The organism is Streptomyces sp. Ru62 (assembly GCF_002920615.1).
GTDB lineage: Bacteria > Actinomycetota > Actinomycetes > Streptomycetales > Streptomycetaceae > Streptomyces.
Window position 1 is genome coordinate 87,795 of record NZ_PQSU01000010.1, and the last position, 21,914, is coordinate 109,708.

20 protein-coding genes and 1 pseudogene are annotated in these 21,914 nt (G+C 73.4%); 12 read left to right on the forward strand and 9 right to left on the reverse strand.

Annotated features, from left to right (window positions below; translation table 11 throughout):
• Window positions 1-44 precede the first annotated feature (44 nt).
• Complete coding sequence (locus C3492_RS15335; protein ID WP_103812321.1) at window positions 45-1,613, reverse strand: DUF4331 domain-containing protein; 1,569 nt, start codon at window positions 1,611-1,613, stop codon at window positions 45-47.
• A gap of 209 nt (window positions 1,614-1,822) precedes the next feature.
• Between C3492_RS15335 and C3492_RS15340 the strand changes: the two genes are divergently transcribed.
• The 3 genes from C3492_RS15340 (at window position 1,823) to C3492_RS15350 (ending at window position 3,603) form a co-directional block, all read left to right on the forward strand.
• Complete coding sequence (locus tag C3492_RS15340) at window positions 1,823-2,365, forward strand: sigma-70 family RNA polymerase sigma factor (RefSeq protein WP_103812322.1); 543 nt, start codon at window positions 1,823-1,825, stop codon at window positions 2,363-2,365.
• A complete protein-coding gene (locus C3492_RS15345) occupies window positions 2,362-3,207 on the forward strand; it encodes an anti-sigma factor domain-containing protein (protein ID WP_103812323.1) in 846 nt (281 codons plus the stop codon). Before C3492_RS15340 ends, C3492_RS15345 begins: the two co-directional genes overlap by 4 nt.
• Window positions 3,208-3,333: 126 nt before the next feature.
• The gene (locus C3492_RS15350) at window positions 3,334-3,603 is read left to right on the forward strand and encodes a hypothetical protein (protein ID WP_103812324.1); all 270 of its coding nucleotides are present in this window, start codon (window positions 3,334-3,336) and stop codon (window positions 3,601-3,603) included.
• A 41-nt stretch (window positions 3,604-3,644) separates the two neighbouring features.
• Here C3492_RS15350 and C3492_RS15355 read toward each other — a convergent pair whose 3' ends face one another.
• From C3492_RS15355 to hmgA, 6 genes and pseudogenes are all read right to left on the reverse strand, one after another.
• The gene (locus C3492_RS15355) at window positions 3,645-4,841 is read right to left on the reverse strand and encodes a CaiB/BaiF CoA-transferase family protein (protein WP_103812325.1); all 1,197 of its coding nucleotides are present in this window, start codon (window positions 4,839-4,841) and stop codon (window positions 3,645-3,647) included.
• Window positions 4,842-4,888: 47 nt separating this feature from the next.
• Window positions 4,889-5,668, reverse strand: a complete 780-nt coding sequence (locus tag C3492_RS15360; protein WP_103812326.1) for an ABC transporter permease — start codon at window positions 5,666-5,668, stop codon at window positions 4,889-4,891.
• Window positions 5,665-5,802: pseudogene (locus C3492_RS15365) on the reverse strand (daunorubicin/doxorubicin resistance ABC transporter ATP-binding protein DrrA); the annotation flags it as partial. The pseudogene C3492_RS15365 and the gene C3492_RS15360, both read right to left, overlap by 4 nt.
• A 158-nt stretch (window positions 5,803-5,960) precedes the next feature.
• On the reverse strand, window positions 5,961-7,115 hold the full coding sequence (locus tag C3492_RS15370; protein ID WP_103812327.1) for a type ISP restriction/modification enzyme: 1,155 nt from the start codon (window positions 7,113-7,115) through the stop codon (window positions 5,961-5,963).
• Between the two features lie 107 nt (window positions 7,116-7,222).
• Window positions 7,223-7,969: a GntR family transcriptional regulator gene (locus C3492_RS15375; RefSeq protein WP_103812328.1), complete on the reverse strand. Its 747-nt coding sequence runs from the start codon at window positions 7,967-7,969 to the stop codon at window positions 7,223-7,225.
• 46 nt (window positions 7,970-8,015) lie between these two features.
• Window positions 8,016-9,362, reverse strand: coding sequence for a homogentisate 1,2-dioxygenase (gene hmgA, locus C3492_RS15380; protein ID WP_103812329.1), 1,347 nt, complete (start codon window positions 9,360-9,362; stop codon window positions 8,016-8,018).
• Between the two features lie 151 nt (window positions 9,363-9,513).
• On the opposite strand from hmgA, the gene C3492_RS15385 reads away from it, so the two are divergent.
• The 9 genes from C3492_RS15385 (at window position 9,514) to C3492_RS15425 (ending at window position 20,411) form a co-directional block, all read left to right on the forward strand.
• The gene (locus tag C3492_RS15385) at window positions 9,514-10,035 is read left to right on the forward strand and encodes a hypothetical protein (RefSeq protein ID WP_103812330.1); all 522 of its coding nucleotides are present in this window, start codon (window positions 9,514-9,516) and stop codon (window positions 10,033-10,035) included.
• Window positions 10,036-10,261: 226 nt separating this feature from the next.
• Window positions 10,262-10,879: a TetR/AcrR family transcriptional regulator gene (locus C3492_RS15390; RefSeq protein ID WP_103812331.1), complete on the forward strand. Its 618-nt coding sequence runs from the start codon at window positions 10,262-10,264 to the stop codon at window positions 10,877-10,879.
• Between the two features lie 418 nt (window positions 10,880-11,297).
• Window positions 11,298-13,538: a molybdopterin oxidoreductase family protein gene (locus tag C3492_RS15395; protein ID WP_103812332.1), complete on the forward strand. Its 2,241-nt coding sequence runs from the start codon at window positions 11,298-11,300 to the stop codon at window positions 13,536-13,538.
• A 124-nt stretch (window positions 13,539-13,662) separates the two neighbouring features.
• A complete protein-coding gene (locus tag C3492_RS15400; protein WP_103812333.1) occupies window positions 13,663-15,051 on the forward strand; it encodes a CitMHS family transporter in 1,389 nt (462 codons plus the stop codon).
• A gap of 16 nt (window positions 15,052-15,067) precedes the next feature.
• A complete protein-coding gene (locus C3492_RS15405; RefSeq protein WP_103812334.1) occupies window positions 15,068-16,306 on the forward strand; it encodes an MFS transporter in 1,239 nt (412 codons plus the stop codon).
• 102 nt (window positions 16,307-16,408) lie between these two features.
• Window positions 16,409-17,110 (forward strand): hypothetical protein, encoded by a 702-nt coding sequence (locus C3492_RS15410; RefSeq protein ID WP_103812335.1) that lies wholly within the window; start codon window positions 16,409-16,411, stop codon window positions 17,108-17,110.
• Window positions 17,097-17,768, forward strand: a complete 672-nt coding sequence (locus C3492_RS15415; RefSeq protein WP_103812336.1) for a class F sortase — start codon at window positions 17,097-17,099, stop codon at window positions 17,766-17,768. Before C3492_RS15410 ends, C3492_RS15415 begins: the two co-directional genes overlap by 14 nt.
• Before the next feature lie 156 nt (window positions 17,769-17,924).
• Window positions 17,925-19,313 carry an aldehyde dehydrogenase family protein gene (locus C3492_RS15420; RefSeq protein ID WP_103812337.1) on the forward strand — a complete coding sequence of 463 codons (1,389 nt, stop codon included), beginning with the start codon at window positions 17,925-17,927 and terminating at the stop codon, window positions 19,311-19,313.
• A 15-nt stretch (window positions 19,314-19,328) separates the two neighbouring features.
• A complete protein-coding gene (locus C3492_RS15425) occupies window positions 19,329-20,411 on the forward strand; it encodes a Zn-dependent alcohol dehydrogenase (RefSeq protein WP_103812338.1) in 1,083 nt (360 codons plus the stop codon).
• Between the two features lie 78 nt (window positions 20,412-20,489).
• On the opposite strand, the gene C3492_RS15430 is transcribed toward C3492_RS15425, so the two are convergent.
• Together C3492_RS15430 and C3492_RS15435 are read right to left on the reverse strand one after the other, a co-directional pair.
• Window positions 20,490-21,212, reverse strand: a complete 723-nt coding sequence (locus C3492_RS15430) for a helix-turn-helix transcriptional regulator (protein ID WP_103812339.1) — start codon at window positions 21,210-21,212, stop codon at window positions 20,490-20,492.
• A gap of 46 nt (window positions 21,213-21,258) precedes the next feature.
• Window positions 21,259-21,894, reverse strand: coding sequence for a TetR/AcrR family transcriptional regulator (locus tag C3492_RS15435; RefSeq protein WP_014671760.1), 636 nt, complete (start codon window positions 21,892-21,894; stop codon window positions 21,259-21,261).
• Window positions 21,895-21,914 lie beyond the last annotated feature (20 nt).

The window sequence follows — 21,914 nt, forward strand, 5'->3', positions numbered from 1 at the left end:
TGGGGGAGAGGAACACGGGCCGCGCCGGTCTCGGTGGGTGCGGGTCAGTACGGGCGCTGCATGCGCCGGCGCCACCAGGCGAAGGCGGTGCCGATCAGCAGGATCCCGGCCGCACCCGAGGCCGCCGACGCGGCGATCAGCACGGTGTCGCCGGAGCCGCCGGAGGCCCCGGCCGGCCGGAGGGCGTCCCCGAGCTGGCTGCGCACGTCCGCCCCCGCCGTCGTGCCCTTGGCGAGCGAGCCGCGCGAACCGGACGTGGGCTGGGCGACGTACGGGAAGTAGTTCTCGAACTTCTTGTCGTTCTTGTCGACCGCGTCGCCCAAGTCGTTCTTGGAGCCGACCAGTTCGCCCTCGACCACCTGGAGGGACGCGTCGATCACGTCGTCGGTGAGCCGACGGCCGTTCGGGAAGCCCGCGTTGTCGCCGTCCAGCACCCCCAGCCGCTTCGGGTGCATGCTCGGCTTGACGGAGGTGTTCAGCCGCAGCTCCTCCGAAGGCCGCACGTTCGGCGGCTGGTTGAGGCCCTTGACGCCCTTGAGGAAGACGTCGACCAGGTCGTTGCGCGGCTCGGCGGGTGCCTTGATCTTGTAGATCGACTCGATGAGCTTCGGCAGCTCCGGGTTGGTGACGTTCTTCAGGAACTGCGCGTCGTACGCGGGCTGGGACGCGTTGAACCTGTCCTTGTCCTTCTGCGGGTTGACGACCTCGTTGACCAGCGGGTTGCCGAGGCGCGAGACCTGGCTGTAGTAGCCCTGCGCGTTGCGCCGCTGGGTGGTCGACCAGACGCCCACGACCGGCTGGTGGGCGGACTCGCGGATCAGCTCGTTCGGCACCTGGAGGGCGATGGTGTTGACGTTGTATCCCTTGAGGGTGTCCCGGCCGACCTCGGTGAGGTTCCCGCCGTACAGCAGGTCGAAGACGCGCAGGTCCAGGAAGAACGGGTCGTCCGCCTGCCCGGCGAAGGTGGCGGCGCCGCCCGCCGCCTTGTACACCGCCTGCGCGCGCAGCTTGCCGTAGTCCGGCATGGACGCCTTGCCGACGTTCGACGGCGCCACCGGCACGTCGTCGGCCAGCTTGGTCCTCGACATCTCGTGCCCGCCCCGCAGCCTGATGAGATCGATGTCGTAGGTCTGGGTGACGTTGAGGTCGGGGTCGTCCAGGCTGGTGACCGGGCCGGTGTTGTACAGGAACGTGTTCCCGTTCTTCGTACGGGTCCTGAAGGTGTAGCGGAAGACCAGGTCGCCCTGCGCGTCACCGTTGTTGTCGATGTGCAGGTCGTACTGGGCGTCGTCGGCGAACGTGTAGAAGTTCGGTCCGCCGGCCGGCTCCTCGAAGGGGATCCAGTTCGCCACGATCGTCGTCGTGTCGGGCTTGTCCGGGCTCACGAACGCGTACAGGTCCGTGTTGTCGTACTGCGGGGTGCCCGAGATCAGCGGCGCCTCCCGGTGGGAGGAGGCGGCGGCCGTCCCGGGTTCCAGCGTGGCGACGCCGGCGGCCGTGAGCCCTCCGGCGGCCAGCGCGCCGCAGATGAGCGTGACCAGGCCCGTGCGTCCGGTGCCGCGCCCGGAGTGCGCCCTCCTGGCGAGGGCGCCCCTGGAGAAGAGAGGTGTCATGCCGTCCGTCCTCAGTGCCGACTTGCCTTTGACGGACGGGTATACGGAGCGGGGACGCCGATCGGATTGGTCGGACGGGAAAAACTTTTCGCCGCCCTCGGACCCGCGTTTTCGGCCCGCTGATCCGTACCCCCTCGGGGAGGTGTGTCACGGTGCGGATGCGCGGTGCGCGAGGAAGAGCCGGCTGCGGCCACGGAGAGGGGGCCCGCATGCAGGCGGACGAGCTGCTGGTGCTCGTGGCCGGCGGCGATCACAGGGCGTTCGAGGAGCTGTACGCACTGGTCTCCGGGCCGGTGTTCGGACTGGTGCGACGGGTGGTGCGGGACCCCGCCCAGTCCGAGGAGGTCGCCCAGGAGGTGCTGCTCGAACTGTGGCGCTCCGCGGCCCGGTTCGACCCCGGCCGGGGCAGCGCCCTGTCCTGGATCCTCACCCTCGCCCACCGTCGCGCCGTCGACCGGGTGCGCAGCGCCCGCGCGGCCGGCGAACGCGAGCAGCGCGAGGCCCTGCGCGCCGGGGAGCCCGCGTTCGACCACGTCGCCGAGGAGGTCGAGGCCGGCCTGGAACGCGAGTGGGTACGCCGCTGCCTGAACCGGCTCACGGCCCTGCAACGCCAGTCGGTGACCCTGGCCTACTACGACGGGTACACCTACCGTGAGGTGGCCGAGCGGCTCTCGCTGCCGCTCGGCACGGTCAAGACGCGGATGCGCGACGGACTCACCCGGCTGCGCCAGTGCCTGGGAGGCGCCGCATGAGCATCCTCGGCAAGCTGCTGCGCCGCGAGGACCCGCACTCCCTCGCCGCGCCCTACGCGCTCGACGCGCTGGAACCGGGCGAGCGGCGCCGCTTCGAGAAGCACCTGGCGGGCTGCGACCGCTGCGCCGCCGAGGTGCGGGAGCTGGCCGAGGACGCGGTCCGCCTCGCCTGGTCGACGGCGGCCCCGGCGCCCCCCGCCCTGCGCGAGCGGGTGCTGGCCGCCGTCCGTACCACCCCGCAGGAGCCGGCGCGCGGCCGCGCGGGCGCACGGGACCAGGCGCCGGCCCGGGAGCGCGCGCCCCAGCTTCCGCCGCACGTCTGGGGCACCCAGCCCCCGCCGGGCCGCGCCCGGACGTCCCGGGCGCGCCGCCCCCTCTTCGTCCCGTTCGCCACGGTCACGGCCGCCGCGGCACTCGTCGTCGCCTCCCTCTTCGCGGTCCAGGCGCACCGCACCGAGGACCGGCTCGCCGCCGAGCGGGTCCGGGCACGTGAGATCGCCCACGTTCTGGCCGCTCCGGACGCCCGCGCGGTGAGCAGCGAGGACGCGCGCGGCCGCAGTATCGGAGTAATCGCTTCCGCCTCCGAGCGGGAGGCCGTCGTCACCCTCAGCGGGTACGGCACGCCGTCCGGCGGGCGCGTGCACCAGCTCTGGCTCATGCGTCCCCGGGTGCAACCGCGCTCCCTGGGCCTCCTCGCGGGCGACACGCCCTTGGTCGCCAAGGGTCTCGACGCCTCCTCGACGTCACTCGCCGTGACCGTCGAGCCTGACGGTGGATCAGCACAGCCCACTGGTCAGCCCATTGTCCAACTCACCCTGAAATCGGTCGGATTCGGAGAGTAGTCAAAGGTGGATGATCAACCACCTTACGGGGAAGGTGAATCCTGTGGCCGAGATACACGCGTGCCCCAACGGGGCGATAGGGTTACCCTGCCCGGGCCGGGTGGACTCGTACGGGTGGGGAGTGACATGGAGCAGATAACAGTGCGCAGCAGGGCCAGGATCCCTGCGATCACCTGCGGGAGCAGTGCGACCAGTTCGCGGCTCGACCGCCATCTGTCGGTGCTGGCGGGTCCCGCCATACCGCAGCGGGAGACGGTCGAGGCGACGTCGCTGATGCGTGAACTGACGGCGCGTGACTCCGTGCACCAGCGCAGTGACCGGGGCACGCGGATCGGCCGCGTCTCCCTCTTCGCGCCGCTGCGCCGGCTGCGCCGTTCGCTGTTCGGCGGTCACTGACCGCACCGCAGGGCCCCTGACCCGAGCAGGGATGCCCGCGCTCAGGCCGCCACACCGTCCCGGCGCAGCGCTGCGATCTCGTCGTCCGTCATCCCCACGGCACGCAGCAGCGCTCCGGTGTGCTGTCCGAGTGCGGGCACGTCACCCATCCGTGTCTCGTCCCCGCCCGGCAGCGTGATGGGGGGCAGCAGCGCCTTCAGCGGCCCGGCCGGCGACCCCACCTGACGCCACCGCTCCCGGGCCGCCAGCTGCGGATGCTCCGCCAGCTCGCGCACGTCCCGCAGCCGGGCGCAGGCGATGCCCGCCTTCTCCAGCCGGGCCAACGCCTCCTCCGCGTCCAGCACCGCCAGCGCCCCCGCGACCAGGGCGTCGGTCCGCTCCCGGTGCGCCACCCGCGCCGCATTGGTCGCGTACGCCGGATCGGTGCCCAGTTCCGGGCGTCCTATGACCTGTTCGGCGAGCCGTCGCCACTCCCGGTCGTTCTGCACCGACAGCAGCACCCGCCCGCCGTCCGCCGTCGGATAGGCGTCGTACGGCGCGATCACGGCGTGCGCCAGCCCGGTGCGGGCCGGCGGCTCCCCGCCGTGCAGCGCGTGGTGCAGCGGATGGCCCATCCACTCGGCGAGCGCCTCCAGCATGGACACCTCCACCGGCCCGCCCCGCCCGGTCGTCCCGCGCCGTACGAGCGCGGCCAGCACACCGGAGAACGCGTACATGGCCGCGGCGATGTCCGCGGCCGGGATGCCCGCCTTCACCGGCTGCTCCGGTGTCCCGGTCACCGACACCAGACCCGCCTCGCACTGCACGAGCATGTCGTAGGCCCGCTTGTCCGAGTACGGCCCCGAGCCGCCGTAGCCCGAGATGTCCACGGCGATCAGCCGCGGGTGGGCGGCGCACAGCGTGGCCGCGTCCAGGCCGAGCCGGGCCGCCGCGCCGTGCGCGAGGTTCTGCACGAACACGTCCGCGTCCGCGACCAGCCGCCGTACGACGTCCAGGGCACGCGGGTCCTTGAGGTCCAGCGCGATGGACTCCTTGCCGCGGTTGCACCACACGAAGTGCGAGGCGAGACCGCGGGCCGCGGTGTCGTAGCCGCGCGCGAAGTCGCCGCCGTCGACCCGCTCCACCTTGATGACCCTGGCCCCCAGGTCGGCGAGCTGCCGGGTCGCGAAGGGCGCGGACACGGCCTGTTCGACGGCGACGACGGTGATGCCGTCCAGGGGCAGCGGGAGATGATCCATGAGGTGGATGATCTCCCCTGACCGGCGGCTCTGTCAGCAGTGCGGACTCATTCGGCCCGGGCGTACCTGCGGACGGCGAGCGGCAGGAACACCGCGGTGAGGGCGAGGCTCCAGGCCAGCGACCCCGCGACCGGGTGGGCGACCGGCCAGGCGGCGCCCTCCGGGACGGGCGCGTTGCCGAAGAGGTCCCGCAGCGCGGTGGTCACCGCGCTGATCGGGTTCCACTCGGCGAGCGTGCGCAGCCAGCCCGGCAGGTTGCCGGTGGGGATGTACGCGTTCGACAGCAGCGGCAGCACGAAGGAGGCGGCGCCGAGCTGCCCGGCGGCTTCCTCGCTGCGGGACAGCAGGCCCAGGAGGATCCCGGCGCAGGTGCAGGCGAACCGGAAGAGCAGCAGCAGCCCCACGGCACCGGCCGCCCCGGCTGCGGACCCCTCGATCCGCCAGCCCACCGCGAGCCCGGTGAGCAGCAGCGGCACCGCCCCGACGGTGGTGACGAGCAGGTCCGCGACGGCTTGCCCGAGGGGGACGGCGGCCCGGCTCACCGGCATCGTGCGGAACCGGTCCTTCACCCCCCGGTGGGTGTCCTGGGCGGCCTGGAACATGCCGTTCATCAGCCCGCCGGCGGCCCTGGCGACGAGCAGCCCGGGCACCAGGAAGGAGCGGTACTCGCGGCCGGGCACCGCCAGGGCGCTGCCGAACACGTAGCCGAAGAACAGCAGCATGTTGACCGGCATCAGCTGGGTCAGGACCGCCAGGCCCGGGTTGTTGCGGACCCGGCGCAGCTGCCGGCCCGTCATCGCCAGTCCGTCGTACGCCGACGCGCTCACGCGGCACGCTCCTCACTGTCGGCGGACTCACCGGTGAGCCGCAGGAAGACGTCGTCGAGGGTGGGCGGCCGGATGCCGGCGTCCAGCAACGGCACGCCGGCCGCGTCGAGTTCGCGCACCAGGCGGGGCAGGGTGCGGTGTTCGAGCGGATGGTGGAGAGGGTCATCCACGCGTTCGCGCCGCGCTAGCCGGGCGGATGCGGCGGGTGCGGATCGTGGGTGGCCGGCCGCGCGGTGGACCAGGGGTGGCGTGAGGCGCCGGTCGTCGATCCGGGCGTACGGATGGACGGCGGCTAGAGCAGCGGGACCTGTCCGTCCGGGCCCTCCTCGTGGTGGTCGAGGACCGAGGCGGGGCGGCGGGAGGACTCCGGTACCGGCAGGACGCCCGCCTCCCGCAGCTCGGCCGCCGTGACCGGTGACGTCACCTTGAACCCGTCGCGGGACGAGCGCAGTTCCGCCAGCAGGGCGAGGACCGTGATCAGCTCCAGCAGCTCCGACGTCCAGGTCTGGGGCCAGACCGCGGGACGGATCGCGGCGAGCGTGCCCGGCTCGGCCGGCGCGGTGCGCACCGCCAACCAGTTCTCCAGGACCCGCACCCCGGCCACCTCGTAGTCCCAGGCCTCGGGCGGGACGGGCGAGATACGGCCCTCGTCCAGGTGCAGGGTCTCCTCGTCGCGGTCGTAGTGGAGGGCGAGCGGGCGGTTCGGCAGGGGCGCGCGGACGTAGGGGCGCCGCCCGCCCGGCAGCTTGGGGCGCTCGCCGTCCCGCCGCATCAGCCACAGGGCCCGGCGGCCCGTCTCCACGCCGGACGCCCACAGCCCGGGGTCGCCGGTGAGCGGGACGGTGAGGCCGGGGCCGGCCGTCATCAGGATCCAGGCCAGCACGTCCGGTGCCGAGGGGCGCGTGCCCAGACGGGCCGTCAGGTGGTCCAGCAGCCCGGGGGCGAGGTTCGGTTCCGTGCCGCCGAGGCGGCGGTAGAGCGGACGGACGCGGCCCGGGCGCAGCGTGGGCAGGAGCCCGGTCGCCAGCAGCGGGGCGCCGGCGTCACCCGTCTCGACCGTGAACACCTGGTGCGCGTCCGCCACCCGCCACAGCTCCGGGCGGGCCGTGTCGATCAGCCGGTGGTCCGGGATCAGCCACTGCTCGTCGAAGGGGGCGGCCAGCACCCGCACCGGCTCCGGGCAGGGTCCCTCGGCGCGCACGAGCCGCTCGGTGCCGGCGGGTGAACCGGGCAACTGGCCCACCGCCGACTGGAGCGTACGGGCGCGGGTGGGCTCGAACAATGCCTCCCGGTCCGGGCCCTGGGCCTTCAGCAGCGCGTCCCAGCGGGCCCTCAGCGAGGCCGGGTCCGGTGCCGTCGGCCAGGCGCGGCCCGGCCGCAGCGGTGCGACGGACCACGGCATGAGGTCCGCCAGCAGCGGAGCGTCGTCGTGCGTCACGCACGGCATGCTACGACAGCGGGTAGCGCCCCCGAAGGGGCACGGGGAACCGCGCGACCCACCACGACGGGCCCCGCGGACGACGGACGGCTCACCCGGCTGAGCCGGCGGAGCGTTCACGCGTCGAGCGTGACGGTGAACGAGAAGCGGTCGCCCCGGTAGTGGATGACCGCCACGTCCAGCACCCGGCCCTCGCTGTCGTACGTCACCCCGGTGTAGTGCAGGATCGGGCTGAGCAGCGGGACTTCGAGCAGCCGGGCCGTCTCCGGGTCGGCGAGCCGGGCCTCCACGGTGTCCGTGATCCGGCTGATGTCCGCCTTCACCATGTCCCGCAGCACCTTGGTCATCGGCCAGCGGACCAGGTCCTCCGGGTCGATGCCCTCGGCCAGTTCCGGTCGGATGTGGTTGACGGCGTGGTTGGTCGGCTCGCCGGTCTTCTCGTCGCTGCGCAGCCGGTGGTACGTCGCCACCTCCGCGACATCCGGGAAGTACTCGGCGAGCCCGGCCGGCACCGGCACGCGACCGTGGCCGAGCAGCTCGGTCGTCATCCCGGACTGCTGGGCCACGATCGCGTCCACCGAGCCCAGCAGCCGGACCGGGGCCCCGCGCCGCGCTCCGGGCTCGATGAACGTGCCGCGCCGTCGGTGCCGGCTGATCAGACCCTCGTCCTCCAGCTCCTTCAACGCCTGCCGCATGGTCAGCACGCTCACCCCGTAGTGCTCCGCCAGCCGCTCCTCGGTGGGCAGGCGCAGCGGGTCCTCGGGGGAGCGGCCCAGTATCGAGGCGCGCAGCGACTGCGACACCTGGTACCACAGCGGCAGCTTGCGGTTCAGGACGATCGAATCCGGGGCGAAGGAGGTCACGCGGTTATCCGTACCTGGCGGAGAACGTCCGGCGCAACGGAGGCGGTCAGCCCCTGAAGTGCCGCTCCAGTCCCTGCCACACGTCGTCGTAGCGCCGCTGGAGGTGGTCGGCGCCCGCCGCCTGGGGGGTGAGGGTCACCGGCCAGCGGGTCTCGAACATGAACGCCAGTCCGTCGTCGAGCTTCTGCGGCTTCAGTTCGGCCGCGCTCGCCCGGTCGAACGTCTCCCGGTCCGGGCCGTGCGCCGACATCATGTTGTGGAGCGAGCCGCCGCCGGGCACGAAGCCCTCCGCCTTGGCGTCGTAGGCGCCCTCGATCAGGCCCATGTACTCGCTCATCACGTTCCGGTGGAAGTACGGCGGCCGGAAGGTGTCCTCGCCCACCAGCCAGCGCGGCGCGAAGACCACGAAGTCCACGCCCGCCAGCCCCGGGGTGTCCGACGGGGAGGTCAGCACCGTGAAGACGGAGGGGTCCGGGTGGTCGTAGGAGATGGTGCCGATCACATTGAATCGGCGCAGGTCATAGATGTACGGCACATGGTTGCCGTGCCAGGCGACCACGTCCAGGGGGCTGTGGTCGTAGGTCGCCGTCCAGAGGTTGCCGCAGAACTTGTTCACCACCTCCACCGGCCCCTCGACGTCCTCGTACGCCGCCACGGGGGCCCGGAAGTCCCGGGGGTTGGCGAGCCCGTTGGCACCGATCGGGCCCAGGTCGGGCAGCCTGAACGGAGCCCCGTAGTTCTCGCACACATAGCCGCGGGCCGACTCATCGAGCAGTTCCACACGGAAGCGCACTCCACGGGGGATCAGCGCCACATGGCCCGGCTCCACATGAAGCCGGCCGAACTCGGTGTGCAGCAGCAGCCCGCCGCGCTCGGGCACGATCAGCAGTTCGCCGTCGGCGTCCGAGAAGACCCGCTCCATCGAGACGTTGGCGTGGTACAGGTGCACGGCCATGCCCGTGCGCTGGGTCGCGTCGCCGTTGCCGCCCAGCGTCCAGAGACCGGCCAGGAAATCGGTGCCGGCCGGGGGCTCCGGCAGTGGGTTCCAGCGCAGCCGGTTGGGGTCGGGCACCGCCTCGGTGAAGGGAGCCGTGCGGATCGCGCCGTTGCCGGTGCGGGTGAACGCCGGGTGCGCGGCCGAGGGGCGGATGCGGTAGAGCCACGAGCGCCGGTTGTGCGCACGCGGCTCGGTGAACGCCGTACCGCTCAACTGCTCCGCGTAGAGGCCCAGCGGCGCGCGCTGCGGTGAGTTGCGGCCCTCGGGCAGGGCGCCCGGCACCGCCTCCGAGGCGTGTTCGTTGCCGAACCCGGTGAGATACGACAGCCCCTCGGCGGCCTTCCGTGCTCCCCCGCGCTCGAACACGCTCGCGCGGGAGGTGCCCCCATCGCTCATGATCGCTCCTTGTGCTCCCGATTCCTATGCATCACCGTAGGAATGAGTGGGGGTCCGCGCAAGAGGGGTCGTGGTCCTCCCCGCGGGGTAGAGCGGGAACCAGACTTCAGGGGGATCCGGAGCGCCCCGGTGCTGTTCTACGCTCCCGGTCATGTCGTGGACGAAGTGGACGCGTGGAGCCCTCGCCGCGCTCGCGGCGGGCGTCCTGCTGCCGCTCGGAGCGGCGGCCTGCACCAGCGGTGAGGCGCACGGCGGGACGACCGTCTCGCCGTCGCCCGTGGGGAAGGTGCTGGACGACACCGACGAGACCGGCCGGAACCTGCGCGAGGTGGCCCAGCGGAACGCCCCCGAGGTCGCCGTGGAGGTCACCCCGGACTCGGCCGGCGGCTGGGACGTACGGCTGACCCTCCGTCACTTCCGGCTCTCCGCGCCCGGCACCCGGCCGGCGGCGGCCATCGGCCGCGGGCTCGCCCATCTGTTCGTCGACGGCCACCGGGTCGCCCGGCTGCGCACACCCACGTACCACCTGGCCGCCGGTCTCGTGCCGCACGGCACCCACCAGATCACCGTCCGCCTCTACGCCGACGACGGCACGGTGTGGGCCGTCCGCGGCAAGCCGGTCCAGAGCACCGCCGACATCACGGTGTCCGACGCGGAGACGGGCACGGGGTGAGCGCCGCCCGGAACGCCGACCTCACGGGCGCATGACGGTCACGGTCCCGTGTGCCGGCGGGATGAGGGCCACCGGTTCCGTGTGCCGCCGGTGGATGAGGAGCATGGCCCTTTGCGTCACCGGTGGATGAGGGCCACGGTTCTCTGTGCCGCCGGTGAATGAGTGCAAGGGCCACCTGTCTCCGTACTGTGGGGGGAGGTTCACCGGACCCCGGCGGAAAGGCATCATGAAGCCCGTGCCCCAAGCGACATCGCTCCGCCGCGCGCCCGTCCAGCGGCGCAGTGCCGAACGGCTGACCAGGATCCTGGACGCCTGCGCCGAACTCCTCGACGAGGTCGGCTACGACGCCCTGAGCACGCGCGCGGTCGCCCAGCGCGCCGGCGTGCCCATCGGCTCGGTCTACCGCTTCTTCGGCAACAAGCGGCAGATGGCCGACGCCCTCGCCCAGCGCAACCTGGAGCGGTACGTCGAGCGTGTCACCGAGCGGCTGAAGAAGGCCGGCAAGGGGGACTGGCGGGCCGCGATGGACGCCGTCCTGGACGAGTACCTGGGCATGAAGCGCACGGCGCCCGGCTTCTCCCTGGTGGACTTCGGCAACCAGATCCCGGTCGGCTCCCGCCACGCCGAGCCCAACACCCGGGTCGCCGACCGGCTCACGGACCTGCTCGCCGGCTATCTCGGCCGTACCCCGGACGCGGACCTGCGGCGGGTCTTCCTGGTCGCCGTGGAGAGCGCCGACACCCTCGTCCAGCTCGCCTTCCGGATCGATCCGCAGGGTGACGAGGCGATCATCACGGAGACCCGGGAGCTGCTCCGGGCGTATCTGGGGCGCGTACTGGACTGAGACCCGGACCGGCGCCGGCCGACGTGTCACCCGACGGCGGCCGGCGGGGGGGGCGACCGGTGTGTCCCTCCAGGGCCGTGGCCCGGCCGGTGTGTCCCCAAGGCCGGCGAGGGCCGACCGGCATGTCACCCGACGGCCGGCGAAGGTGAGCGGGGTGTCCCCGCCAGGCCGGCCTGGGCCGACCGGGGTGCCCGCCGTCCAGGCCGGCGAGGGCCGACCGGAGTGTCCCCGCAAGGCCGGTGCCCGCCGGCCGACACGTCAACCGGCGGCCGGCGCGTCCGTCGGCCGCGGCGTGCGTCCGGGTGGACGGGGTGCGCGCGGGGCCTCCCCTCCGTGCATACCGGTCGGTATGCTCGGCCCAGCCGGTCCGCCCGCTGCTGCGCGGGTGACCCCGTCGCCGACCCCTCCGGGAGGACCCGTGTCCCGCACCGCCCTGCGAATCTGCCCCCTGTGCGAGGCCACCTGCGGGCTGAGCCTCACCATCGAGGGCACCCGCGTCACCAGCGCCCGCGGTGACCGGGACGACGTCTTCAGCAAGGGGTTCATCTGCCCCAAGGGCGCCGCGTTCGGTGCCGTCGACGGCGACCCCGACCGGCTGCGCGCCCCGCTCGTCCGGGAGAACGGCAGCCTGCGCGAGGCCACCTGGGAGGAGGCCTTCGACGCGGTCGCCGCAGGTCTGCGCCCGGTGGTGGAGCGGTACGGTCCCGACGCCGTCGGCGTGGTCCTCGGCAACCCCAACGTGCACACCATGGCCGGTGCCCTCTACCCGCAGGTCCTGCTCGGGGCCCTGCGCACCCGCAGCCTGTTCACCGCCTCCACGGTCGACCAGATGCCCAAGCACGTCTCCAGCGGGCTGCTGTTCGGCGACGCCAACGCCATCCCGGTGCCGGACCTCGACCACACCGACCACCTGCTGCTCATCGGCGCCAACCCCCTTGAGTCCAACGGCAGTCTGTGCACCGCCCCCGACTTCCCCGGCAGGCTCAAGGCCCTCAAGGCGCGCGGCGGACGCCTCACCGTCGTGGACCCGCGCCGCACCCGCACCGCGAAGCTCGCCGACCGCCACCTGGCGATACGTCCCGGCACCGACGCCCTGCTGCTCGCCGCGACGGCCCACACCCTCTTCACGGAGGACCTGGTCGACCTCCGCCACCTGGCCCCGCACGTCGAGGGGCTCGACGAACTACGGGACGCGCTGGCCGACTTCACCCCCGAGGCCGTGGCGCCCGCCTGCGACCTGGACGCCGGTGTCATCCGCACCCTCGCCCGCGAGCTCGCCGCCGCCCCGGCCGCCGCCGTCTACGCCCGCATCGGCAGCTGCACCGTCCCGCACGGCACCCTGGCCAGCTGGCTGGTCGACGTCCTGAACATCCTCACCGGCAACCTGGACCGGCCCGGCGGCGCGCTCTTCCCGCAGGCCGCCACCGACCGGACGCCCCGCCCGGCGGGCCCCGGCCGCGGCTTCGCGCTCGGCCGCTGGCACTCCCGGGTGAGCCGGCACCCGGAGGCGAAGGGGGAGTTGCCGCTCGCCGCGCTCGCCGAGGAGATCGACACCGCGACCGACGAGGGGACTGCGGTCCGCGCGCTGATCGCCGTCGCCGCCAACCCCGTGCTCTCCGCGCCCGACGGCGACCGGCTCGACAAGGCCCTGGAGTCCCTGGACTTCATGGTCAGCGTCGACCCGTACCTCAACGAGACCTCGCGCCACGCCCATGTCGTCCTGCCCCCGCCGCCGCCCTCGCAGAGCCCGCACCACGACTTCGCCTTCAACACCCTGGCCGTGCGCAACCAGGTCCGCTACACCCGCCCCGCCGTCCCGCTGGAGCCCGGCCGCATGGCGGAGACCGAGATCCTCGCCCGGCTGGTCCTGGCCGCCACGGGCATGCACGGGGCCGACCCCGCCGCCGTCGACGCCACGGTCATCGACCAGACCCTCGGCAAGGCCGTCCAGGACGCGCACGGGCCGGTGCACGGGCGTGACCCGCACGAACTCGCCGCCCTGCTGACCGGCGACAACGGCCCCGAGCGACGGCTCGACATGATGCTGCGCCTCGGCCCGTACGGCGACGGCTTCGGCGCCCACCCCGACGGGCTGACCCTGGAGAAGCTGCTCGCCCACCCGCACGGCATCGACCTCGGCCCGCTGCGCCCGCGCCTGCCGCAGCCGCTGAAGACCCGCAGCGGCAGGGTCGAGCTGCTGCCCGGGCCCATCGCCGGCGACCTGCCCCGGCTCCGGGCGGCCCTGCGCGAGCGGTCCGCGGGCCTGGTCCTCGTCGGCCGCCGCCATCTGCGCTCCAACAACAGCTGGATGCACAACGTGCCCGCGCTCACCGGCGGCAGCAACCGCTGCACGGTGCACATCCACCCGGAGGACGCGGCCCGCCTCGGCGTCCGGGACGGCGCGGACGTCCGGGTGAAGGGCGCCGGGGGAGAGGTGGTGGCCCCCGCGGAGGTCACCGACGGCGTCCGGCCCGGCGTGGTGAGCCTGCCGCACGGCTGGGGCCACGACCGCCCCGGCACCCGGCTGCGCCACGCCTCCACCGACCCCGGCGTCAACGTCAACCAGCTGCTCGACGGCAGTTTGCTCGACCCGCTGTCGGGCAACGCGGTCCTCAACGGCGTCCCCGTCGAGCTCGCAGCGGTCGTAGCACTGCCGTGACCTGGACTTTCGCGCTTATTGCTCGCGCGTCAACATCTTGTTAACGCCGTTTGAACGGACCTAACGTCATCGCACCGCCGACCCCCAGGTGGGATGTTCAAGGGCGAACGTTAGGTATCCATTCATGCTGACCATCCTCGGCTTCGCCATGATCGCGACCTTCCTGGTCCTGATCATGCTGAAGAAGATGTCGCCGATCGCGGCGCTCGTGCTCATACCCGCGCTCTTCTGCGTGTTCGTGGGCAAGGGCGCCAAGCTCGGCGACTACGTCATCGACGGCGTCACCGGCCTCGCCCCCACCGCGGCGATGCTCATGTTCGCGATCGTCTACTTCGGTGTGATGATCGACGTCGGCCTCTTCGACCCGGTCGTGCGGGGCATTCTCAGGTTCTGCAAGGCCGACCCGCTGCGGATCGTGGTCGGCACGGCGGTCCTCGCCGCGATCGTCTCCCTGGACGGCGACGGCTCCACCACCTTCATGATCACCGTCTCGGCGATGTACCCGCTGTACAAGCGCCTGAAGATGTCCCTGGTCGTGATGACCGGCGTCGCCGCCATGGCCAACGGCGTGATGAACACGCTGCCGTGGGGCGGCCCCACCGCCCGCGCCGCCACCGCGCTGAAGCTCGACGCCAGTGACATCTTCGTGCCGATGATCCCGGCCCTCGCCATGGGCCTGCTGTTCGTCTTCGCCCTCGCCTACGTCCTCGGCCGCCGCGAGCGCAAGCGGCTCGGTGTGCTGACGCTGGACGAGGTGCTGGTGGAGGAGACCGAGACGGTGCTGGTCGGCGCCGGTGCCGGCAAGGACGTCACGAAGGCCGGCGGTTCCGGCCCGGGCGTGGACCTGCCCGACGGGCCGGAGGACGAGAGCTTCCAGGGCCTGGACCCGGACCGCCCCACCCTGCGCCCCAAGCTCTACTGGTTCAACGCGCTGCTCACGGTCGCGCTGCTCACCGCCATGATCATGGAGTGGCTGCCGATCCCGGTTCTCTTCCTGCTCGGCGCCGCCCTCGCTCTGACCGTCAACTTCCCGCACATGCCGGACCAGAAGGCCCGGATCGCCGCCCACGCCGAGAACGTCCTCAACGTCTCCGGCATGGTCTTCGCCGCCGCCGTCTTCACCGGCGTCCTCCAGGGCACGGGCATGGTCGACCACATGGCGAAGTGGCTGGTGGACAACGTCCCCGACGGCATGGGCCCGCACATGGCCCTCGTCACCGGCGTGCTGAGCATCCCGCTCACCTACTTCATGTCCAACGACGGCTTCTACTTCGGTGTCCTGCCGGTGCTCGCCGAGGCGGGCCAGGCGCACGGCGTCTCCGCGGTGGAGATCGCCCGCGCCTCGATCATCGGCCAGCCCCTGCACATGTCCAGCCCGCTCGTCCCGGCCGTGTACGTCCTGGTCGGCATGGCCAAGGTGGAGTTCGGCGACCACACCCGGTTCGTGGTCAAGTGGGCCGCCCTCACCTCGCTCGTGGTCCTCGGCGCGGGCATCCTGTTCGGCATCATCTGACCCCCTGGAGGACGTCATGGGGCCCGGTGGGAACCGCGGCTGGCTGCTCCGCCTCGTCATCGCCTTCGGCTGCGCGCAGGGGGCGGTGTCGATGGCCCGGCCCGCCGTCTCCTACCGGGCTCTGGCGCTGGGCGCCGACGAACGGGCGGTCGGTGTCATCGCCGGTGTCTACGCGCTGCTGCCGCTGTTCGCCGCCGTACCGCTCGGCCGCCGCACCGACCACGGCCGCTGCGCGCCCCTGCTGCCGGCCGGTGTCGTCCTCATCGCGGCCGGCTGCGCGCTCAGCGGGCTCGCCGGCTCGCTGTGGGCGATGGCCCTGTGGAGCGGGGTGATGGGACTCGGCCACCTGTGCTTCGTCATCGGCGCCCAGTCGCTGGTGGCCCGTCAGTCCGCGCCGCACGAACAGGACCGCAACTTCGGTCACTTCACCATCGGCGCCTCCCTCGGCCAGCTCATCGGTCCCGTCGCCGCGGGGGCCCTCATCGGTGGCCCCGACATGGCCCGCAGCAGCGCGCTCGCCCTCGTGGTGGCGGGCGCGGGCGCGGCGGTCGCGTTCACCTCGCTGTGGCGCATCGAGGACCGTACGGCCGTGGGCTCCCGTCCGCGCGGCGGCGGACGGGTGCCGGTCGGTGGCATCCTGCGCGCCCGGGGCGTGCCCGCGGGCATGCTGATCAGCCTGTCGGTGCTGTCCGCGACCGACATCCTCACCGCCTACCTGCCGGTGGTCGGCGAACACCGGGGGATCGCGCCCTCGGTGATCGGCGTCCTGCTCAGTCTCCGGGCGGGCGCCACCATCGCCTGCCGGCTCGTGCTCACCCCGCTGCTGCGGCTGCTCGGCCGGCCCGCGCTGCTCACCGTGACCTGCCTGCTGGCGGCCCTGCTGTGCGCGGGGGTGGCGCTGCCGGTGCCGGTGTGGACGCTCGGCGCGATGCTCACGGTCCTCGGCTTCTGCCTGGGCGTCGGCCAGCCGCTGTCGATGACGACGGTGGTGCAGGCCGCGCCGGCCGAGGCCCGCTCCACCGCGCTCGCCCTGCGGCTGACCGGCAACCGGCTGGGCCAGGTCGCCGCCCCGGCCGCCGCGGGTCTGGTCGCCGGTCTGGCGGGCGTGGCTGCGCCGTTCGTGATGCTGGGGGGTCTGCTGCTGGTGTCGTCGGCAGTGGCGCTGCGCTCGCCGGGCCGGCCCGAGGGGTCGTCCGGACGGGTGACCGGGAAGCGGCCGAGGCGCCCGGGGTTGCGCCGCACGAGCGATCTCTGACGGCGCGTCGGGCGTCGGTGCCATGGGCCGCGCGGCCCATGAAGGAGAGTCCAGGCGAACGAGCGATTTGTATGAAAATCGTCTGAACTCGGAGGAGCGCGCATGCCCACCATGACCCCACGTGCCGTCGGCCCCCGCGCGGGCGCCACAGTCGTCCTCACCGCCCTCGCCGCGGCGGGCGCGTCATGGGTGGCGGCGCCGAGCGCGGTGGCCCAGGGCGAGAACGGCGACATCAGGATTCACGACGAGCGTCACCTGCACGGAACGCCGCTCGTGGGGTCGGCCAAGGACGATCCCGTGGTCTGCCGGTTCTATCTGGAGGCCGTCAACTTCGACACGCTCACCAGCATCGCCTACACCATCACCCCGCAGCCCCCGCTCCCCACCGCCGCCACCGTCGCCGGGACCATCCAGCTCGCCGGGGGCGCCGGGCACACCGATCCGCTCGGCCTCGCGGACGGTCAGTACAAGATCAGCTGGATCGTGGGCACGCCCGCCGCCCTGAAGGAGAAGGTCTTCCGCGTCAACTGCAAGGACGGGCGCCACGAGGGCGAGCACGGGCCGGGCGGGCAGATCTCCGACGGTCAGCACGACAACTCCGACGGCCGGCACGACGGCGACGCCTCCTGGGGCAAGGACGACCAGAACGGCCCCAGGGGCGGGGTGCACGCGGGCGGCGGCGGTCTCATCGACAGGGCCGCCGCCTACTCCCCGGTGGCCGCCGCGGGTGCCGTGGGTCTGATCGCCGTCTGTGCTGTCGTGTACATCCGGCTGATCCGCCGGCGGCCCCATGGCGCCGCGTAGGTACCGGCGCAGGCCCTGGTACCGCACTCGCGCCTACCGTCTCGCCAGGACGGCCCTGCTGGTGTTCGTCCTGGTGACGGTGGGGTCGCGCTGCGGGTCGGGCGGCGGAGCGGCAGGGACCGGCCCGCACGCCGTGGCGGCCGGTACGGACTCCGCCCGCGTCGAGCCGACCGCTCCTCCGGCGCCGCCGCCCCGCCCGCTGCCCCGGTCCCGGCCGACGTCCTTCCGTGTCCCCTCCCTGGGCATCGACGCCCCGATCACCCCGCTCCGCCTCGACCGGAACCGGGAGCTGGAGACACCGCCCGTCGACAGACCGCGGCTGGTCGGCTGGTACCAGGGCGGCCCCACGCCCGGCGAGGCCGGCACCGCCGTCGCCGTCGGCCACCGCGACACCCGCACCGGACCCGCCGTCTTCGCCGGCCTCGCCCAGGTCAAGCCCGGCAAGCCGGTGGAGGTCCGGCGGGCGGACGGCCGCGTCGCCGTCTACTCCGTCGACCGGGTGAAGGTCTACGACAAGGCCGGCTTCCCTGACAAGGAGGTCTACGGCCCGACCGGGCGCCCGGAACTGCGCGTGCTCACCTGTGGCGGCCTGTTCAGCCGGCGGACCGGCTACACCAGCAACGTGGTGGTCTTCGCCCATCTGACCGCGACCAGGTGACGGGTGGACCGGCCGGTGCGGGCAGCGCGCCCGCGCCGGCCGGCCCCTTCGCGATGAGGTCCCGGAACATCCGCTGTCCGGGAACGTCTGGCGCAGGAAAACTATCATCGCTAGTTTGTGTGCCGGACGACGCGGACCCGCCGGGAGGACACAGCAATGAAGGCACACGACGGCCTCTACATCGACGGCGCCTGGCGCCCCGCCGGGAGCGGGGACGAGATCGAGGTCGTGAACCCCGCCGACGAGCAGGTCATCGCCCGGGTCCCGGCCGGTTCGGCCCTGGACGTCGACACCGCCGTACGCGCCGCGCGGGCCGCGCTCCCCGCGTGGGCCGCCACGCCCCCGGCCGAACGCGCCGCGCGCCTGGCCGCTCTCCGGGACGCGCTCGTGGCCCGCAAGGACGAGATCGCCGCGACGGTCACCGCGGAACTCGGCTCGCCCCTGCCGTTCTCCCAGGCCGTGCACGCGGCCGTGCCGATCGCGGTGGCGGGCTCCTACGCCGAGCTGGCCGCCGGCCACTCCTTCGAGGAGAGGGTCGGCAACTCGACGGTCCTGCACGAGCCGATCGGCGTGGTCGGCGCCATCACCCCCTGGAACTACCCCCTCCACCAGATCGTCGCCAAGGTCGCCCCGGCCCTCGCCGCCGGCTGCACGATCGTCGTCAAGCCCGCCGAGGACACCCCGCTCACCGCCCAGCTGTTCGCCGAGGCGGTGCACGAGGCGGGCGTGCCCGCCGGCGTGTTCAACCTGGTCACCGGTCTCGGCCCGGTCGCCGGACAGGCGCTCGCCGAGCACCCGGGCGTCGACCTCGTCTCCTTCACCGGCTCCACGGCGGTCGGCCGGCGGATCGGCGCGGTGGCCGGCGCGGCCGTGAAGAAGGTCGCCCTGGAACTCGGCGGCAAGTCCGCCAACGTCATCCTGCCGAGCGCCGACCTCGCCAGGGCCGTGAACGTCGGTGTCGCCAACGTGATGTCCAACTCCGGGCAGACCTGCAGCGCCTGGACCCGCATGCTCGTCCACCGCGACCGCTACGCCGAGGCCGTCGAACTCGCCGCGACTGCCGCCGCGAAGTACGGCGACCGCATCGGACCGCTGGTCAGTGCCGGACAGCAGGCCCGGGTGCGCGGTTACATCGAGAAGGGCGTCGCGGAGGGCGCCCGGCTCGTCGCGGGCGGCCCCGAATCCCCGCGCGAGCGCGGCTGGTTCGTCAGCCCGACGGTCTTCGCGGACGTCACCCCGGACATGACCATCGCCCAGGAGGAGATCTTCGGCCCGGTCCTGTCGATCCTGAGGTACGACGACGAGGACGACGCCCTGCGCATCGCCAACGGCACGGTGTACGGCCTCGCGGGCGCCGTGTGGGCCGCGGAGGAGGCCGAGGCGGTGGCCTTCGCGCGCCGCATGGACACCGGTCAGGTCGACATCAACGGCGGCCGGTTCAACCCGCTCGCGCCCTTCGGCGGTTACAAGCAGTCCGGAGTCGGCCGGGAACTCGGGGCGCACGGACTCGCCGAGTACCTCCAGACCAAGTCCCTCCAGTTCTGAGGAGTTCCGTCACCCATGGCCGTACGAGCCGCCGTCCTGCCCGCCATCGGCGCCCCGCTGGAGATCACCGGCATCGAGCTGCCCGACCCGGGTCCCGGACAGGTCCGGGTCCGCCTCGCCGCCGCCGGCGTCTGCCACTCCGACCTGTCCCTGTCCGACGGCACCATGCGGGTGCCGGTCCCGGCCGTCCTCGGCCACGAGGGCGCGGGCACGGTCGTCGCCGTCGGGGAGGGCGTCACCCATGTCTCACCCGGGTCCCCGGTCGTCCTCAACTGGGCGCCGTCCTGCGGAAGTTGCCACGCCTGCGCGCTGGGCGAGGTCTGGCTGTGCGCCAACGCGCTGAACGGCGCGGCCGACGTTCACGCCCGCACCGCCGACGGCACCGACCTGCACCCCGGTCTGAACGTGGCCGCGTTCGCCGAGGAGACGGTGGTCGCCGCGTCCTGCGTGCTGCCGCTGCCGGACGGTGTGCCGCTGGTGGACGCCGCCCTGCTGGGCTGCGCCGTCCTCACCGGCTACGGCGCGGTGCACCACTCGGCGCGGGTCCGGGCCGGTGAGACGGTCGCCGTGTTCGGCGTCGGCGGAGTCGGCCTCGCCACGCTGCAAGCGGCCCGCATCGCGGGGGCGTCCCGGATCATCGCCGTCGACGTCTCCCCCGGGAAGGAGGAGCTGGCCCGCGCCGCCGGCGCCACGGACTACGTCCTCGCCTCCGAGAACACCCCCCGCGAGATCCGCGGCCTCACCGGCAAGCAGGGCGTCGACGTCTCCGTGGAGTGCGTGGGCCGCGCGGTCTCCATCCGGGCGGCCTGGGAGTCCACGCGCCGGGGCGGCCGTACGACGGTCGTCGGCATCGGCGGCAAGGACCAGCAGGTCACCTTCAACGCCCTGGAGCTCTTCCACTGGGGCCGCACCCTCTCCGGCTGCGTCTACGGCAACAGCGACCCGTCCCGCGACGTACCGCTCCTCGCCGAGCACGTGAGGGAGGGCCGCCTGGACCTCTCCGCCCTGGTCACCGACCGGATCACCCTGGAGGACATCCCGGCGGCCTTCGCGAACATGCTGGCGGGGAAGGGGGGACGCGCGCTGGTGGTGTTCTGAGGGTGGGCGCCCCGAGGGGGTGGGGGCAACCGCGCGACCGGCCACGACGCACCCGCACTCGGCGCGGACCCCGCCCCCTCAGCCGGTCTCCAGCCAGGGCCGCCCGGAGATCCCGAGCAGGTCGGAGAACACCCGCTCCCCCGACGCGGTCACCGCGACCGCCCGCCCCGACCCCACGCGCACGCACCACCCCGCCTCCAGCGCCCGACGGCACAACGCCGCGCCCGCCGCCCCGGCGAGATGGGGTCGCCGTTCCGTCCAGTCGAGGCACGCGCGGGCCAGTGGGCGCCGGCCGCCGGGGTCCAGGGGCACACCCGCCGCACCGAACCACTCCACCCCCGCGTCCGTCAGCGCGAACCCGGTGTCCTGCCGCAGCAGCCCGCGCCGGGTCAGCGCGTCGGTGAGCACGACCCCGAGCCGCCCGGCGAGATGGTCGTAACAGGTCCGCCCCCGGGCCATGGCGGCACCGGCGCTCGCCTCCCGCAGGGTGCGCGGGGGGCGCCGTACCACCGCCGCGGGCACCTGCGCGGCGAGGTCCTCGACCAGTTGCGCCACCCGCGCGTCGGCCAGCCGCACATACCGGTGCCGGCCCTGCCGTTCCTCCGCGAGCAGCCCGCCGGCCACCAGCTTGCCGAGGTGCTCGCTCAGGGTGGAGGCGGCGACCCCGGCGTGCCGGGCCAGCTCACCGGCCGTCCACGCCCGCCCGTCCAGCAGCGCCAGCAGACACGCGGCCCGGGTCCGGTCGGCGATCAGCCCGGCCATCGCCGCCAGCGCCGCCGCCTGGGGGTTCTCGGTGCTCATGCCCCCAGCATGCGGGACCGTCGGTTCGGCGGCGGCCGAAGCGTCCTCACACCCGGACCTGCCGGTACTGCTGCGCCAGCCCGTCCAGCAGCGCGGCGAGCCCCGCCTCGAAGGCCCGCTCGTCGATCTTCTCCTGCTGCTCGGCGAGCAGATGGGCCTGCCCGAGGTGGGGGTAGTCGGCGGGGTCGTAGGCGCTCGCGTCGTCCACGAAGCCGCCGGCGAAGGAACCGAGGGCCGAGCCCATGATGAAGTACCGCATCAGCGCGCCGATGGAGGTCGCCTGCGCCGGCGGCCAGCCCGCGTCGACCATCGCGCCGTAGACCGCGTCGGCCAGCCGCAGCGCGGCCGGGCGGCGGCCGGGGCCCCGGGCGAGGACGGGGACGATGTTCGGGTGGTCGCGCAGGGCGGCCCGGTAGGAGACGGCCCAGTCGTGCAGCGCGGTCCGCCAGTCCCGGCCGTCCTCGAACATCGACAGGTCGACCTGGGCGCTCACCGAGTCCGCCACCGCCTCCAGGATCTCGTCCTTGGTGCGGAAGTGGTTGTAGAGCGAGGGCCCGCTCACTCCCAGCTCGGCGGCGAGCCGGCGCGTGGAGACGGCCGCCAGACCCTCCCGGTCCACGAGGTCCCGGGCCGTCTCGACGATCCGGTCGGTGCTGAGGAGGGGCTTGCGCGGTCGGGCCATGGCGCACATAGTAGGGCTGC